The sequence below is a fragment of the Halobaculum sp. P14 genome (assembly GCF_051195155.1).
Taxonomy (GTDB): domain Archaea; phylum Halobacteriota; class Halobacteria; order Halobacteriales; family Haloferacaceae; genus JBNTKA01.
The window spans coordinates 971,421-986,556 of record NZ_JBNTKB010000001.1; the positions used below are offsets into that span (position 1 = coordinate 971,421).

Genomic DNA, 15,136 nt, shown 5'->3' on the forward strand with positions numbered 1-15,136 from the left:
CTGCACCGGCCCGCCGCGGCCCGCGTCGACTCGGCCCGGAGCGGTTCGACCCGCGGCGTTTTTCACTGCGCTCGCCGCATCCGGACACAACCGAATGCGTCGTTTCTCGCCGGAGTACCTGGACCGGACCCGCCGCGGAATGTGGACGGAGAGCCGCGCCGCGCTTGACCCGCTGGACCTCCCGTCGCGGAGCCGCGTCCTCGACGTCGGCTGTGGCACCGGCGAACTCACGCAGGTGCTCGCGGACGAGGCCGCCGACGCGGACGTCGTCGGCGTCGACGCCGACACCGACCTGCTCGCCGTGGCGCGCGACCGCACGGACCTGTCGTACTGCGCCGCGGACGCGATGCGGCTCCCGTTTCCGGACGACGCCTTCGACCTCGTCGTCTGTCAGGCGCTGCTCATCAACCTCCCCGACCCGGCGGCCGCTGTCGCGGAGTTCGCGCGGGTATCGTCGGACCTCGTCGCGGCGGTCGAGCCGAACAACGCGGACGTCGCGGTCTCCTCGACGGCGGCGTCTGAGTCGGCGCTCGAACAGCGGGTCCGGTCGGCGTACATCGGCGGCGTCGGGACGAACGTCGCGCTCGGCGACCGCGTCAGGCAGTTCTTCGCGGACGCCGGGCTGTCGGACCTCCGGACGCGTCGCTACGTCCACGAGAAACGGGTCGAACCGCCGTACAGCGAGTCCGACCTGAAGGGGGCGGCGCGGAAGGCGAGCGGCGCCGGCCTCGCAGACCACGAAACCGAGCTCCGGGAGGCGCTCGGGCCGGACGCGTACGACGAACTGCGGCGGGAGTGGCGCAGCATGGGCCGGAACGTGGTCGAACAGATGCAGTCGGACGAGTACGAACGAGTCGAGGTCGTCCCGTTCGACGTCACCGTCGGGCGCGTCTGAGACCGAACGGTTCCGAGGCGAAGCCGCGATTAGACGACGTCGCCGCGGACCGTGGCACCCTGCTGAGCCTCCCGGTACGACTCCACGGCGTCGGCCGCTTCCGCCGCGCGGTCGTCGTCGACGCCGAGCATCTCCAGCGCCCCGGTGAGCGTCGGGAACGGGAGTTCGCCGCCGCGGAGCTTCTCCATGGTCTCGTCGGCGCGCTGCCCGTCCGCCCACAACTGGACGCCGCGCGGGTCGAGAATCTGTTCGTAGGCGTCGCGGGCGAGCGCCCCCTTCAGCCGCTGCCGGACGTTCTTGTCGAACGGCGCGTTGCACACCTCCAGGTGCACCGGCTCGTCGTCCGGCAGGAGGTGCGCGGCGAGACACTGCTCCGGGGCGGCGTGGCCGTTGTCGTTCGCGCGAAGGTGCCCCGGGAATTCGCGCGCCCACTCCGCGGAGACGGACTTGCCGACGCCCCTGACGCCGTGCGAGTCGACGAACTCGGCTTCGGCGTCCGCGTCGCCGCGGAGGTGCAGGTCTTTCGTGACGTAGACGTCGAGCCGGTCGATCGGGTCGAGGCCGAGCGCGACGTCGCCGTACACCCACAGCTCCCGAATCGGCACCGGCATCGGCTCCGACTCGACCGTGTCGATGATGCGGTCGACGCGGTCGAGTGCGGCTTCGCGGTCCATGCTTCCCGCTCGGCGGCGCGTCGGGAAGCCTCTTACGCGTCGACTCGGCCGGACGGCGAAGCGGCGCAGTCGCTGGGGCACGGGGACGCAGTCGCTACGGAACGAGTGGCGAACAGGCGGCCGTGCTCGAGGCAGGATGCGCCGTGTCCGGCCGCACAACCGCAAACCACGGCGCCGTCGTCGCTACCGCATCGAGGGGCCTGGCCGCCTCCTCCGGTTTGAACCTTCGTGCGGCCTCCGAGAGCGAGGTCGGGGTCGACGCGGAGCCGCAGTTCCGCACCTCGTCCGGACGAAACCGGTATCCGGGCCGGCGCGTAAGCCGCCGGTAATGGACTGTGACAAGTGCGGCGCTGACGCGGTGATGCACGCCGCCTACTCCGGCGCGCACCTGTGCGAGAGCCACTTCTGCCGGTCGGTCGAAAAGCGGGTGCGGCGGCGCATCCGCGAGGACAGCCTGCTCGGCCGGGACGCGACCCCGGACGACCCCGAACGGTGGGTCATCGGCCTGTCGGGCGGGAAGGACAGCGTCGTCCTCACGAAGATTCTCGACGACACCTTCAGCGACGACCCGCGCGTCGAGATGGTGGCGCTCTCCATTCACGAGGGCATCGAGGGGTACCGCGACGAGTCGCTCGACGCCTGCGAGGAACTCGCCGCCGACCTCGACGTGCGGCACGAAACCGTGACGTACGAGGACGAACTCGGCGTCCAGATGGACGACGTCGTCGAGAAGGACCCCGAGAACATGGCCGCGTGCGCCTACTGCGGCGTGTTCCGCCGCGACCTGCTGGAGAGCTACGCCGACGAGTTCGGCGCCGACAAGCTCCTCACCGGCCACAACCTCGACGACGAGGCGCAGACGGCGCTCATGAACTTCCTCGAAGGCGACGTCACGCAGATGGCGAAGCACTTCGACGCCAGCCTCGGGTCGTTCGACGACCGGCGCGACACGGACGAGTTCGTGCCGCGCGCCAAGCCGCTCCGCGACATCCCCGAAAAGGAGGTCGCGCTCTACTGTCACCTGCAGGACCTCCCGGCGCACATCACGGAGTGCCCGCACGCCGAGGAGGCGTACCGCGGCGAAATCCAGCAGCTCTTGTTGAAACTCGAGGAGAACCACCCCGGCACCCGCCACTCCATCCTTTCGGGCTACGAGGAACTCGCTGACGTCGCCGGGGACCGCTACCGCGGCGACGACGCGCAGGAACTCGACGAGTGCGAGCGGTGCGGCTCCAAGACGACCGGCGACGTCTGCCGGAAGTGCAAACTGGTCGAGGCTGTCGAGGCGGTCTGACGGACGCGGTTCGCGGAGCGGACGAGCGGTCGCTGAGCGGTCGGCGTCCGAAGAAGTGCGTCCCGTGTCACCGCCGATTCAGGGGTCGGCGGCGTGACCGGGCTGCGGCGTCGACGGACGGCCGAACCGGGCAACGGTCGCGGTCGTCCGCGGTCGGTGGCTGTGCGTGGCGTCGACGTCGACGCGCCGAATCAGGGTTCAGCGGATGACGTCGAGCCCGTTGTTCTGCTCGCTGGCGTCGCGGCCGCCGTCGGACTGCCAGGCGGCCTGTGAGCCGGAGCCGTTCGTCGCGGCTTCGGCGTTCGATTTCGCGTCGAAGTCGATCTCCGACGTGTCGCCTTCGATGCTGGCGCGCGACTTGTCAGCCTGCTTTTGAGTGCTCGGACCGAGCACCTGTGCGCTCTGGACACCGGTCATGATGGCCATGACGCGCACTTTCCCCTTGTACTCCTCCTGGATGCGGGCGCCCCAGATGACGTTGGCGCTCGCTTCCAGCCGTTCGGTGATGTTGTCGGCGATGCCCTCGGCCTCTTTCAGCGTGAGGTCGGGGCCGCCGGTGATGTGGACCAGTCCGCCGGAGGCGCCGCGGTAGTCGACGTCCAAAAGCGGGTGGTTCATCGCGTCGTTGACGACTTCCTGCGTCTTGTTCTTGTCCTGGGTCTCCCCGACGAGCATCACGGCGACGCCGCCCTGATTCATGATCGTGGACATGTCCGCGTAGTCCAGGTTGATGAGCGACGGCTGCGTGATGGTCTCGGAGATACCCTTCACGGTTTCGGCGATGATCTGGTCCATCACCGAGAACGCCTTCCCGATCGGTAGATTGGGGACGTAGTCCAGCAGCCGATTGTTGTCGAGGACGATGATCGAGTCGGCCTCGTTCCGGAGGTTCTCGAGGCCCTCTTCGGCCTTGACGGTGCGGGCGCGTTCGACGTTGAACGGCGTCGACACCATGCCGACGACGATGGCGCCCTGCTCTTTCGCGATCTTCGAGACGACGGGCGCCGCACCGGTGCCGGTGCCGCCGCCCATACCGGCGGTCACGAACACGAGGTCCGCGTCGCCGAGGACCTCCTTGATGGTTCCCTGCGCCATCTCCGTGGCGCGTTCGCCCATCGAGGGGTCGCCGCCGGCGCCGAGCCCCTGCGTCAGGGACTTGCCGACGAGGATCTTCGTGTCGGCCTCGATCATCTTGAGGTGTTGCTTGTCGGTGTTGATGGCGACCGTTTCCGCGCCGTCGACACCGATGTTGTACAGCCGGTTGATGGTGTTGTTGCCGGCACCGCCGGCACCGACGATGACGATTCGGGGCTCCCCGAACTCGTCGTCGTCTCCGTCCATCTCCGCCATGCTGCGCTGTTCTGCTTCCGCGTTTTCAAGCGCGTCCTGGACGATATCTTGCATTTAATTACACCTTGGCCCAGCTGCGTTTACTCTGGTCGTTGCGGGTCCGGTCGCCGGTGCCGTCCTGCTCGTTGAGCATTTCGCGCACGGCGGAGCGAATCGCCTCGCTGCGATTCGGGAACTCGCCGGTCTCGACCATCTGTTCGACTTCGTCGATCTGCTGTTTCGGGATTCGTAGAGTCACACGCTCCATTTGCATTCCCCCGGTAAGACGGCGAGCACGCGGTACGTGCGGTACGGACCGTCGGGGCGGCTTCCCCGCCCGCGCCCTGCAGCCCGTAAGACGAGCCGTCTTACGCAGCAGTATCAACAGACCCTTCACATATAAAGATACCGGGCAGTGTAAGACGCTGTCCGCGCCCCCGTCTTACACGCGTCGACGCCCGCCGTGCCGCGCTGTCACCGACGATCGACGACGTCCGCCGCCGCGGTCCGCCGGCCGCAGCTCGGGCAGAACGCCCAGTCCGACCGGACCTCGTCGCCGCACGCACACACCGCCCGCTCCGGCGTCTTCTCGCCGCAGTTCGGGCAGAACGCGTGTGAATCGTCCAGCGACTCGCCACACTGAACGCAGTCGGCCGCCGACCCGTCCCCGACCGAATCGGCGTCGACGGCGCCGACGGACTCGGCGTCCCGCGAAGCACCGCCCGCTGACCGGGAGTCGTCGACCGAGGACTCGGACCGGGTCGCCGCTCCTTCCTCCACCGAAACCGCGCGGTCGTCCGCGCCGTCGACGTTCACCGTGAGCGATACCGCCGGCTCGCCGGGGCGGGCGTGACCGCCGCCGGAGCGGCCGTCGAGGAACGCACCGAGCCGCTCCTCGATGACCTCGTCGACGCGCGCCGCGAGCGCGTCGTCGACCTGGTCGGCCTCGGCGTCGCCGTCTGCGTCCGCAGTGTCGGCGTCGCCCCCGCCGTCGGCGGGCTGGGCCGACTCCGCGCCGTCGAGGTAGGCGCGAAGCGCCTCCCGCATGACCTGGCTCTTGGACGCCTCGAACCGGTCGAGGCGCGCCACGAGCTCGTCGTCGGCGCGGAACGTGATCTTGCTCATTAGCCGCGTATACACGCACCCGGCATATCAAACTGTCCCCGGCGCTCCTCCCGCCCGCCGCGTAATACACGCCACAGCCGTCGACGCGGACGGCGCAGAGCGACGAGGCCGGTCCGATACGGATTCAGTCTCACGCGTGGGCCTGCCCGCTCGCACGAGTCACAACACTAGTCCGTCAGCTCGTCGCGAGACTTCGACCCGCAGTGCACCCTGCTCGCCTCCACTCACGCCCCGTCGTCGCGTTCGTGGGCGTCGCCGTGCCGGCACCACAGCCATCTTACATCGGCGCCACCACCACCGGGTATGCAACGTCGCTCACTCGGAGCAGTCGGCGAAGTCACGGAAGTCGGACTCGGCACGTGGAACATCGGCGGGGACTGGGGCGACGTCCCCGACGAGGCTGGCCGCGACGCGGTCCGCGCGGCGCTGGACGCCGGCATCGACTTCCTCGACACCGCGGACGTGTACGGCGACGGCCGCAGCGAGCGGCACATCCGGTCGGTGCTGGACGAACGCGACGCCCACGACGACGTGACGGTCGCGACGAAGGCAGGCCGACGACTCGACCCGCACACCGCCGACGGGTACGACACCGAGAACCTCGAGCGGTTCGTCGACCGCTCAAGGGAGAACCTCGGGGAGGACACGCTGGACCTGCTCCAGTTGCACTGCCCGCCGACGGACGTCTACTACCAGCCCGACGTGTTCGACGCGCTCGCGGACCTGCGGCGGCGCGGCAAAATCGCGCAGTACGGCGTCAGCGTCGAGCGCGTCGAGGAGGCGCTGAAAGCCATCGAGTACCCGGGCGTCGAAACCGTCCAGATTATCTTCAATCCGTTCCGGCAGCGCCCCGCGGACCTGTTCTTCGAGGAGGCGAAGCGGCGCGACGTCGGCGTCATCGTCAGGGTCCCGCTCGCGTCGGGGCTTTTGACGGGCGCCATCGACCGCGACACCGAGTTCCCGGAGAACGACCACCGGAACTTCAACCGCGAGGGCGACGCGTTCGACGTCGGCGAGACGTTCGCCGGCGTGCCGCTCGGCGCCGGCGTCGACGCCGTCGAGGCGCTGGAGCCGCACGTCCCGGACGACGCGACGCTCGCGCAGTTCACGCTCCGCTGGATTCTCGACTTCGACGCCGTCTCCGCGGTCATCCCGGGGTCGACCTCTCCGGAACACATCCGGCAGAACGTCGCCGCCGCCGACCGCGACCCGCTTCCGCACCGACTGCACGGCGCCGTCCGCGACGTCTACGAGCAGTACGTCGAAGGCCACGTCCACCAGCGCTGGTAACTGCGGCCGCGACGGACAAGTAAAGTGGCTCTGTCGCGGAGACGTCGACATGGGCGACGAGGAAATCGACGGCGTCGACAGGGCGATCCTGTACGCACTGCAGGAGGATGCCCGGAACACGTCGTCGGGCGACATCGCAGAGCGGACCGGCACCTCGGACAGCACTGTCCGCAAGCGCATCCAGCGACTCGAGTCCGAGGGCGTAATCAAGGGGTACAGCGCCAGCGTCGACTACCAGCGGTCGGGGTATCCGCTCCGAATGCTGCTCTACTGTACCGCCTCGATTCCCGAACGGGGCGACCTCATCCCGGACATCCTGGAGATAGACGGCGTCATCTCGGTTCAGGAGTTGGTCACCGGTGAGCAGAACCTCCTCGTCACCGTCGTCGGCGAGTCGGACAGCGACATCACGCCCGTCGCACAGGAACTCCTGGACATGGGGCTCACCGTCGCCGACGAGGTGCTCGTGCGGACCCACGAGACGACGCCGTTCGGGAAGTTCGACGCCGAGAGCCGGACGGGGGACGACGCCTGACCGGCGACGGGCCCGATACCGGCGAGTCGCGCCCTCGTCGATTCCACGTCCCAGTTCGGCCGGAGAGACTGGACCGTCCGAGTCGCCAGAGCGGACGGAGAGCGCCGCTCCCGCGTCGCTCACCGGCCCCGACATAACTATCACGTTCTTTGATAACAGAATATCGAACGTATTGTGAATATAGACAGAGTTAATAGACGATTCGTTCTTGGTGTCGGGTAGAGACGACCAGAAGCGGACTCGAAGCCCGGCGCGGACGCCGGGAATGGTCGTGCGATGGGCTGAACGATGTCAGGAAACAGTTCGAAGCCGACGGTCGGAGCGCTCCCGGACACGACGGCGGAATCGCCGTCCGTTCCCGTTGTATCGACGTGGCTCGTGTGGTCGCTGTTTGCCGCGAGCGTCGTCGCCCTCGTCGCCCGACTCCGAGTCGGTGGCGCGTGGGGGATTCCGGGCGTGGTCGCCGTCGACGGACTGACCGTGCTGATGTGGGTGGTCGTCACCTTCTTCAGCGGCATCGTCCACAGCTACTCGCGTCGCTACGTCGCCGGAAGCGCCCACGAGACGAAGTTCTTCGCGGCGACGTTCGGCTTCACCGTCGCCGTGATGGGGCTGGTCGCCGCCGACCACGTCGCCCTGTTCGGAGCCCTGTGGCTGGCGATGGGGCTGCTGATGGCGGAACTCATCGGGACGGTCAGCGGCTGGGACCACGCGCGGGCGGCCGCGGCGCTCGCCCGCAGGTACTTCCTCGCCAGCAGCGCGCTCCTCGGCGTCGCGCTGACGGCGCTGTGGCTGGCGACCGGCGCGACGACGGTCTCCGGAATCGGCGCGGCGGCCGACACGCTCGGCGGCCCGACGTGGCTGGTCGCCGCCGCCGCGCTCGTCCTGGCGGCGATGATACAGTCCGCCCTGATTCCGTTCCAGAGCTGGCTCCTCTCGTCGATGACCGCCCCGACGCCGGCGTCGGCGCTGATGCACGCCGGCTTCGTCAACGCGGGCGGCGTCCTCCTGACCCGCTTCGCCCCGGTCATCACCGTCGAGCCCGCAGTCATGCTCGCGGTGGTCGCCGTCGGCGGGCTCAGCGCCATCGGCGGGAAGCTCCTGAAGTCGGTCCAGACGAGCATCAAGGGCAAACTCGGCTGTTCGACCGTCGGTCAGATGGGGTTCATGATCATGCAGGCCGGCCTCGGCTTTTTCGGGGCCGCGATTACGCACCTCATCCTGCACGGCTTCTACAAGGCCTACCAGTTCCTCAGTTCGGGGGAGCAGGTCGAACACACCAGCCCGAGCGAAACCACCGAACACACCGTGGGGCGCGTGACCAGCGCCGTTGGCGTCGTCGTGGCGCTCCTGACCGGAGTCGTCGGCGGCGTCGCGTTCGCGGTGCTGACGGGGAAAGGGACGGAGGCCGACAGCGGCCTCCTGTTGACCTTCTTCGTCGTCGTCACGACGCTGCACGCCTCCCGGAGCGCGATTCAGCACACGTCGCTTCCGGCGACGGCCCGCTACGCGGCCGTCCCGGTGGTCTTCCTCCCCGCCATCGTCGTCTACGCCGTGGTCTACGAGGGCGTCGCGGGGCTGCTGACGGTCAGCACGGCGACGACGGAACTGACTCTGCTCCACGGCCTCATCGCCGTCAGTTTCGTCGGCATCTACGTCGGCATCGAGACCGGCGTCCACGAGCACAGCCAGCGGCTCTACGTGGCGCTGCTGAACGCGACTGAGCCGGCGTCCGACACCCTCTTGACGTCCACGGAGGAGTACAATGAGTACTGAAACAGCCATCCGCGACAGTATCGACGAAGCGGCGACGGCCGTCGGCCCCCTCTGGCCCATCCACTCGTTCGTGACCGCCAACCCGCTCTCCGGGTTCGAAGACCGGCCGTTCGGCGAGGCGGTCGAGCGGGCCGCCGACCTGCTGGGCGGCCGCGGCTACCCCAGCGCCGAGACGTTCAGAACCGCGCTCGAACGCGGACAGATAGACACGGGGATACTCGAAGCGGAACTCGCCGAGGCTGGCTACGACGCCGACCCCGAGACGCTGCTCGACCGCATGGCCGACGCCGAGGACGCGGGAGACGACAAGGACGGCGGAGACGGCGAGACGGACACCGCGGTCGACCACGTCGACCGGGTGCTGACGAAGTGGCTGTCGGCCTTCCTCGAAGAGGGGAGCGCCCACTGGTCGATGCCGAACCGCGAAGCCGGGTTCTACGCTGCCTTCCGCGGAATGGCCGAGTACGACCGCGACGTCCCCGACGAGGGGGTCGTCGCTGACCTGCCCGAAGCGCCCGTCGAAGCCGTCGAGGCGGTGCTGCAGTCGTACCCGGAGAGCCAGTGGGTCCGCATCCTCGAAGCGCAACTGACTGCGCTCCCTGGCTGGACCGGGTTCATCAAGCGGCGCGCCGAGGACGGTGGCGCGTGGCAGTCGACGTACCCGATTTCGCTGGACGGGTACCTCGCGGCGCGGCTGGCGCTGCTGGACGCCGTCGGAGCCGACATCGAACCCTCGAACGACGCCGACGACGACGCCCCCGCCGACAACCCCGCTCTGCCGTTCTTGCGCGCGTGGGAGTCGACGTACCGCGAGGACCTCGTCGGGACCGTCGCCGCCGAGAGCCGGTCGGTGGCCGACGGCGACACGCAGGACCGTCCGGACGCCCAACTGGTCTTCTGTATCGACACCCGCTCGGAAGTCATTCGTCGGCACATCGAGGCGGCGGGGGACTACGAGACTCACGGCTACGCCGGCTTCTTCGGCGTCCCCATGGAGTACCAGGGATACGACGACGAGGTGTCGGTCGACGCCTGCCCGCCGATTCAAGACCCGCAGCACCACGTCACCGACGTCCCGGTCGACGACGAGACGCAGGCGCGGCACGACCGCTGGTCGAGCGTCCGCGCGGCCGCCGACGAAGTCGTCGAGATACTGGAGGCCAACGCGGCGACCGCCTACGGCTACGTCGAGACCGCCGGGAGCGGCTACGGCCTCTCGCTCGCCGCCCGGACGCTCGTCCCCGGACGCGTCCGCGACCTGTTCGACGCGGCCGACGAGGCGGTGCCCGACGAAGACGAGTTCTGCGAGCCGCTGGTCGACCACCAGTACACGTACTCCGGCGACCTCCCGGTGGGGCTGACCACCGAGGAGAAAGTCGAGTACGCCGCGACCGCGTTCGACCTGATGGGGTGGGAGCGGTTCGGTCGGCTCGTCGTCTTCGCGGGCCACGCCAGCGAGACCGCCAACAACCCCTACGACTCCAGCCTGGACTGCGGCGCCTGTGCCGGCAACCCCGGCGGCCCGAACGCCCGCGTCCTCGCGAAAATCTGCAACGACGACGACGTCAGAGCCCAACTCCGCGACCGCGGCCACGACGTCCCGGAAGACACCGTCTTCCTCGCCGCCCAGCACAACACGACGACCGACGAGATCGAACTGTTCGACGGCGACGTCCCCGAGAGCCACGCCGACGACCTCGACCAGTTGCGCGCGGACCTCGCCGCGGCGCGCGAGGGCGCGGCCGCAGAGCGCGCCGAGACGATGGGAGCCGACGGCTCGGCCGCCGTCAGCGAGACCGAGCGCCGCGCCGCCGACTGGGCGGAGACCCGGCCGGAGTGGGGGCTGGCGGGCAACGCCGGCTTCGTCGTCGGCCCCCGTGAACTGACGAGCGACGTCGACCTCGACGGTCGCGCGTTCCTCCACTCGTACGACTGGTCGACGGACCCCGACGGCGACGCGCTCGAAGCGATTTTCACCGGCCCGATGGTCGTCACCCAGTGGATCAACGCCCAGTACTACTTCTCGACGGTCGACAACGCCGTCTACGGGAGCGGGTCGAAGATAACCCAGAACCCCGTCGGGAACGTCGGCGTCTACCAGGGCAACGGCGGCGACCTGATGACCGGCCTCCCGCTGCAGTCGCTGATGGCTGCCGACGACGAACCGCACCACCAGCCGCTCCGCCTCTCGACGGTCGTCCACGCGCCAGTCGACCGCGTCACCGACGTCCTGGCCGACAACGGGGACTTGACCGAACTGCTGGACAACGGCTGGCTCTCGCTGACGGTCGTCGACCCGACGCAGGACCACCGCGCGTTCCACTACGAGGAGGAACTGGAGTGGGCGCCGCGGTCCGATCGGCCCGAAATCCCCGGGGAAGAACCGGCTTCGCCCGCTGTCGCGGACGACTAACCGGCCCGGACTCGGGGCGAGCCAGGCCCTTCAACTGTTCTCCCGTCCGTTTCGACTGTTCTCTGACTCCTGTTCGGCGGTGGCTCCCGTCGAAAAGATGACCCCGTGGATGACGACACACAACTTCGGAGGATAGCGAATCTACAAACGAAACCGAACGATTTCTCGGGTGATTCAGTAGCGACGAATTGTGGTAATGGCGAATCCGACCCGCTACTCATTCAGAAACGGACACGAAGACGCGAAAATGGAGGGCAGCCGAGAGAGCTATGGCTACGCAACGAGCGAACACATAGGGAGAATCAGACCGTGACTATCCGTATGGGACGAGGAAGCAAGCGAGCAACTCGATGGCCTCACCCGCCGTCAGCACGGGTTCGTCACGAATAGGCTTCCCTACTTCCAACTTCAACAAGTAGTCCGCGAGCCGCCACACGTTGTACAGCAGGCACGCGAACATGAAGTTGAAACAGCGTACACGGTAATCTGTAGAAGCCATCGTCGGGAGGAACTTCTTGATCTGCTTGTACTCGTTCTCGATCTCCCATCGCCGACTGTAGCGGTTACAGAGTCCTCGTACGTCCTCGGGAGCCACGTCGTCGCGGTTCGTCAGAAATACCGCGTAGTCGCCGTCTTCCTCGGTCGACGGAACGTACATGAAGTTCACCTCGTGGCTCACTTCGCCGTTGGCCCCCAACTCTACGTCGGGTTCCACACCCACGTCCGCGACCGGGTGGTCTTCGACTTTCTCAATACCCTCTAAGTCCGCCTCGTACGCCCGCTTCGGAATGAGGTAGGTCACGTCGTGGCTGTCGAGCGTGTGGAGAACGTCATGTCCGTCGAACTCGCGGTCGGCCATCACGAGGTGCATATCGACGTGCTTGCTCGCTTCTTCCAGCAGTGCGTCGACGACTTCAGCGCGACTTCGCGTCTCGATATCGTCGTCCTCCCAGTAGGATGCATCTCGAATCGGTTCGACGGCGAGGATGAGCGGGGCGTTCTCGCCGACGATGGTGAGTGTCGCAAACTGATACCCGCGCTCACCGTTCTCCTTCAGACCGTTCACGGGCGCGGGGAAATCGTCCTTCGCTATCCCGTCCTCGTAGTCTTCCCACGGTGAGGGGTAAAACATCGTATCGGTAATGTCGATGGCCGCGACAACCGGCTCGCGGAACGGCTTCGTGTCCCGAATCGCCTTAATCGTGTTCTCGACTGCCGTACTGAAGTCGCCCTGTAGCTCCTCGCAGACGCGTTTCCACGGCTCAGTCCGCTGCTTCCGGCCTGTTCCGTGGTACTCGGTGAGCGTGGACTGGCGGCCCGTGGGCTTCCCGAGCTTCTTGATCGCCCGTAGATGGGTGTCGCCGTGTGGGGTTTGCTCGCGGCGGCTCATCCGCGCGAATCGCTTCGTCCCCTGTGCAGTCCCACAGTTCGCCAGACTAAGGTAGGACTGCATCGAGAGGATGCATTCGTCGCTATACCGGGCGTTCGCAGCACGCCCTGTGTCGAACGCGGGGAAGATGTGCTCGCGGGCTGCCCGCATCGTCTCACGAATTTTCGCTTCTGAAAGGTCGTCGGGGACCTCGTCCGTCTCGAACTCGCTGTCAGTCTCGTCTTCGCCGTCCGCATGGTCGTCGCGAATAACGCCGTGCTCGATGGCCTCCCGTCGGATGGCCTTGCCAGCGGCGACGATCAGCTTGCGGAGGTCTGCATCGAAGCGGTTGCGCCACGTATACGAGAGGGTTTGTTGCGTGGGCGTGCCATTGAGGTCGAAGCGGATTCGGAGATACTGCCACGAGTCGACGCGGTCGGCGAGTTCGCTATCGCTGTAGTCGCCCGCGTACTTGTAAAGGAACAGCCGCAGCATCGGCGTGAGGTCATAGCCGTGACTCGGCGTCCGCTTGTACAGGTCGTCGATATCTGTGAGCGGGAGATTGAGATCAGCGATGACTCGTGTGAGGTGGTTTTCGTGTTCACAGAGGTCGCTGGCCTGCTGGACCATCCGCTCTGCGAAGGCAGGCTGCCCGCTGTCGGCGTCGCAATGAGCGAATGGCACCGTCTCATTGTTTCCATATCTTACTCGTCGATACTTAAGTTGTAGGAGGAGTGTTTATATATGGGCGAACCAAAGAAGGTAGATCTCATGTACAATCTTGTGTAGCACGTTACTATCTTGGTCGTAGGAGAGACCCGTCCCGTTGCAGCCAGCACATGAGACGCACTCGCGCTGCATAGGTCCGGTGGCGTCCTTTTCTCAACTGCCCATGATCTCATGTGCTTGCGTACTGGTATGAGGGTGTTTTCAAAATTTTGCATCTCCGGCTCATGCCACTATCGCTGAAAGTTCCTCTTTTCCTGAACGTGGCAGAGATCGTGGAGGACAATCTAGGCAGCGTAGGATTATCCAGATTTACGCAGGCAAGAGTTGAGGGCTGTTGCTGAGCAATTTGAGGAACTGATTCCTTGATTTTCGGCGAAGGGTTGTACTACGCCAAGGTCGAAGGTAAAACGAGGACCAGATTACTACCCAACCGTGTAGGAGTTGTTGTTAACGATTTTGTAAGCGGGCCAGCCTACAGTCTTCGGTTGTGTAGAGTCACCGTCGCAGGCAGTTCCGTTGTAACTCCCTTTGGCGATGCTCATGTTGTTGATGGCCAACGCTTCACAGCTACCGTATCTACATCCCGTGAGGTCGAAGATTGGACCGCCTGAGTCCCCCGGTGCAACGTCCACTTCGGTTTTTACGCCGTCAGTATCGAATCGGGGACATCCGGTGAATCCGCCCTCATTGTATCCTCTAATCGTCCCTGTTCGGTACCCAGTTCCGTCTCCAGATTTGTATGCTTCGCCGGTTTTACCCACCATCGAAGCGATTCCATCACGGGTCTTGTACCCGGTAAGCGTGTAGCTGTATCCGTCCCAGTAGATTTCGTTGGCAATGTCAGTGACTCCCTGACTATTAGCGGGTACCAAGCACCAGTCGTGAAGAGCGTGAGCGTCTTCGAAGGTTCCAATCGTGGCATTGTTCGCGGCAGCCGCGACCTCTCCGGTCGCTTTGGTAGTACAGCTATCGACGAACACGTGGTTCGCGGTCAGCATGTACTCCTGACTGCCGTCGTGCATCCGGTATCCAGACGTCCCTTGATGGGTGGACTGGTTCTTCTCCCAGATGACGATCCCACCGGGGTATGGTTCTATTGTAGTTTCTGCACCGCCACACAGGAGAGTTTGGTTCTGGTTGATTCGTTCGTACCGAATCTCATCGAGCAGGAGGTCATTCGAGGTTGAAACACCAACGTCTTTGAGAACACTCGGAAGTCGTTCTTCCAACCCAGAAGGAGCCTCTTTCGCAATTTCCACCACTGGTTGAGTTGCGGTGTATCCCCCGATGCTTCGGGAAGACCCACCTTGGTACATCGCGATGAGGTGGTCGCCGAACTCACTGGTATTACGAATGTGCTGGAAAGCTCCGAACAGTTGATCGTAGACCTGACGTAGAGCCTTCTCGTGTTCGTGCCAATGAACAGGCACTTTCTTTTTCTCGACAGGCTCCTGTTTTAGTCCGCCGCGCCCCGTTACGATTCGGCGCTTTCGTTCAGCTGCGCCGACTACGTTCGAGAGGGACGTGGCTCCAACTGCGGAACCGACTCCTTGCAAAACGGTACGCCTGTTAACTCGGCTGTCAGTTGGTTTGTCTGACATCGATACTCAATTTACAGCAATGAATTAAATGCCGTGTTGAATAGGTGCTGAGTCACGGTTAGAGTGGCTCACAGAGAGGTTCTATGTTGGAGATGGCGAACATAAG

Annotated in this window: 12 protein-coding genes; 6 read left to right on the plus strand and 6 right to left on the minus strand. The window is 65.7% G+C overall.

What is annotated here, in order from left to right:
* Positions 1 to 94: 94 nt before the first annotated feature.
* On the plus strand, positions 95 to 895 hold the full coding sequence (locus tag ACQUS7_RS05060; RefSeq protein ID WP_435145185.1) for a class I SAM-dependent methyltransferase: 801 nt from the start codon (positions 95 to 97) through the stop codon (positions 893 to 895).
* A gap of 29 nt (positions 896 to 924) precedes the next feature.
* Here the strand turns inward: ACQUS7_RS05060 and ACQUS7_RS05065 are convergent, their stop codons facing one another.
* Positions 925 to 1,569, minus strand: coding sequence for a DUF7095 family protein (locus ACQUS7_RS05065; RefSeq protein WP_435127091.1), 645 nt, complete (start codon positions 1,567 to 1,569; stop codon positions 925 to 927).
* A 328-nt stretch (positions 1,570 to 1,897) separates the two neighbouring features.
* Here ACQUS7_RS05065 and ncsA point away from each other — a divergent pair, with 328 nt between their 5' ends.
* Positions 1,898 to 2,863 carry a tRNA 2-thiolation protein NcsA gene (gene ncsA, locus ACQUS7_RS05070; protein ID WP_435127089.1) on the plus strand — a complete coding sequence of 322 codons (966 nt, stop codon included), beginning with the start codon at positions 1,898 to 1,900 and terminating at the stop codon, positions 2,861 to 2,863.
* A 198-nt stretch (positions 2,864 to 3,061) separates the two neighbouring features.
* Here the strand turns inward: ncsA and ftsZ are convergent, their stop codons facing one another.
* The 3 genes from ftsZ to ACQUS7_RS05085 all read right to left on the minus strand — a co-directional run bounded on the left by ftsZ (position 3,062) and on the right by ACQUS7_RS05085 (position 5,317).
* Positions 3,062 to 4,267, minus strand: coding sequence for a cell division protein FtsZ (gene ftsZ, locus ACQUS7_RS05075; protein ID WP_435127087.1), 1,206 nt, complete (start codon positions 4,265 to 4,267; stop codon positions 3,062 to 3,064).
* A gap of 4 nt (positions 4,268 to 4,271) precedes the next feature.
* On the minus strand, positions 4,272 to 4,460 hold the full coding sequence (locus ACQUS7_RS05080; protein ID WP_435128151.1) for a ribbon-helix-helix domain-containing protein: 189 nt from the start codon (positions 4,458 to 4,460) through the stop codon (positions 4,272 to 4,274).
* A 206-nt stretch (positions 4,461 to 4,666) separates the two neighbouring features.
* Positions 4,667 to 5,317: a double zinc ribbon domain-containing protein gene (locus tag ACQUS7_RS05085; RefSeq protein ID WP_435145190.1), complete on the minus strand. Its 651-nt coding sequence runs from the start codon at positions 5,315 to 5,317 to the stop codon at positions 4,667 to 4,669.
* Between the two features lie 303 nt (positions 5,318 to 5,620).
* On the opposite strand from ACQUS7_RS05085, the gene ACQUS7_RS05090 reads away from it, so the two are divergent.
* The 4 genes from ACQUS7_RS05090 (at position 5,621) to ACQUS7_RS05105 (ending at position 11,331) form a co-directional block, all read left to right on the plus strand.
* On the plus strand, positions 5,621 to 6,607 hold the full coding sequence (locus ACQUS7_RS05090; RefSeq protein ID WP_435145192.1) for an aldo/keto reductase: 987 nt from the start codon (positions 5,621 to 5,623) through the stop codon (positions 6,605 to 6,607).
* A gap of 49 nt (positions 6,608 to 6,656) precedes the next feature.
* Positions 6,657 to 7,142, plus strand: coding sequence for an Lrp/AsnC family transcriptional regulator (locus tag ACQUS7_RS05095; protein ID WP_435127081.1), 486 nt, complete (start codon positions 6,657 to 6,659; stop codon positions 7,140 to 7,142).
* Positions 7,143 to 7,430: 288 nt separating this feature from the next.
* Positions 7,431 to 8,918: a proton-conducting transporter transmembrane domain-containing protein gene (locus tag ACQUS7_RS05100; RefSeq protein WP_435127079.1), complete on the plus strand. Its 1,488-nt coding sequence runs from the start codon at positions 7,431 to 7,433 to the stop codon at positions 8,916 to 8,918.
* Positions 8,908 to 11,331: a DUF2309 domain-containing protein gene (locus tag ACQUS7_RS05105; RefSeq protein ID WP_435145197.1), complete on the plus strand. Its 2,424-nt coding sequence runs from the start codon at positions 8,908 to 8,910 to the stop codon at positions 11,329 to 11,331. The genes ACQUS7_RS05100 and ACQUS7_RS05105 overlap by 11 nt, the downstream gene beginning before the upstream one ends.
* A gap of 313 nt (positions 11,332 to 11,644) precedes the next feature.
* On the opposite strand, the gene ACQUS7_RS05110 is transcribed toward ACQUS7_RS05105, so the two are convergent.
* A complete protein-coding gene (locus ACQUS7_RS05110) occupies positions 11,645 to 13,330 on the minus strand; it encodes a transposase (protein WP_435130105.1) in 1,686 nt (561 codons plus the stop codon).
* A gap of 521 nt (positions 13,331 to 13,851) precedes the next feature.
* On the minus strand, positions 13,852 to 15,030 hold the full coding sequence (locus ACQUS7_RS05115) for a hypothetical protein (protein ID WP_435145200.1): 1,179 nt from the start codon (positions 15,028 to 15,030) through the stop codon (positions 13,852 to 13,854).
* Between the last annotated feature and the right edge of the window lie 106 nt (positions 15,031 to 15,136).

Bases quoted from the DNA above. Each gene is read 5' to 3' on its own strand.
- ACQUS7_RS05080 (WP_435128151.1), bottom strand. From the start codon at position 4,460: ATGGAGCGTGTGACTCTACGAATCCCGAAACAGCAGATCGACGAAGTC.
- ACQUS7_RS05065 (WP_435127091.1), bottom strand. From the start codon at position 1,569: ATGGACCGCGAAGCCGCACTCGACCGCGTCGACCGCATCATCGACACG.
- ACQUS7_RS05115 (WP_435145200.1), bottom strand. From the start codon at position 15,030: ATGTCAGACAAACCAACTGACAGCCGAGTTAACAGGCGTACCGTTTTG.
- ACQUS7_RS05090 (WP_435145192.1), top strand. From the start codon at position 5,621: ATGCAACGTCGCTCACTCGGAGCAGTCGGCGAAGTCACGGAAGTCGGA.
- ncsA (WP_435127089.1), top strand. From the start codon at position 1,898: ATGGACTGTGACAAGTGCGGCGCTGACGCGGTGATGCACGCCGCCTAC.
- ACQUS7_RS05095 (WP_435127081.1), top strand. From the start codon at position 6,657: ATGGGCGACGAGGAAATCGACGGCGTCGACAGGGCGATCCTGTACGCA.
- ACQUS7_RS05060 (WP_435145185.1), top strand. From the start codon at position 95: ATGCGTCGTTTCTCGCCGGAGTACCTGGACCGGACCCGCCGCGGAATG.
- ACQUS7_RS05110 (WP_435130105.1), bottom strand. From the start codon at position 13,330: ATGGTCCAGCAGGCCAGCGACCTCTGTGAACACGAAAACCACCTCACA.
- ACQUS7_RS05100 (WP_435127079.1), top strand. From the start codon at position 7,431: ATGTCAGGAAACAGTTCGAAGCCGACGGTCGGAGCGCTCCCGGACACG.
- ftsZ (WP_435127087.1), bottom strand. From the start codon at position 4,267: ATGCAAGATATCGTCCAGGACGCGCTTGAAAACGCGGAAGCAGAACAG.
- ACQUS7_RS05105 (WP_435145197.1), top strand. From the start codon at position 8,908: ATGAGTACTGAAACAGCCATCCGCGACAGTATCGACGAAGCGGCGACG.
- ACQUS7_RS05085 (WP_435145190.1), bottom strand. From the start codon at position 5,317: ATGAGCAAGATCACGTTCCGCGCCGACGACGAGCTCGTGGCGCGCCTC.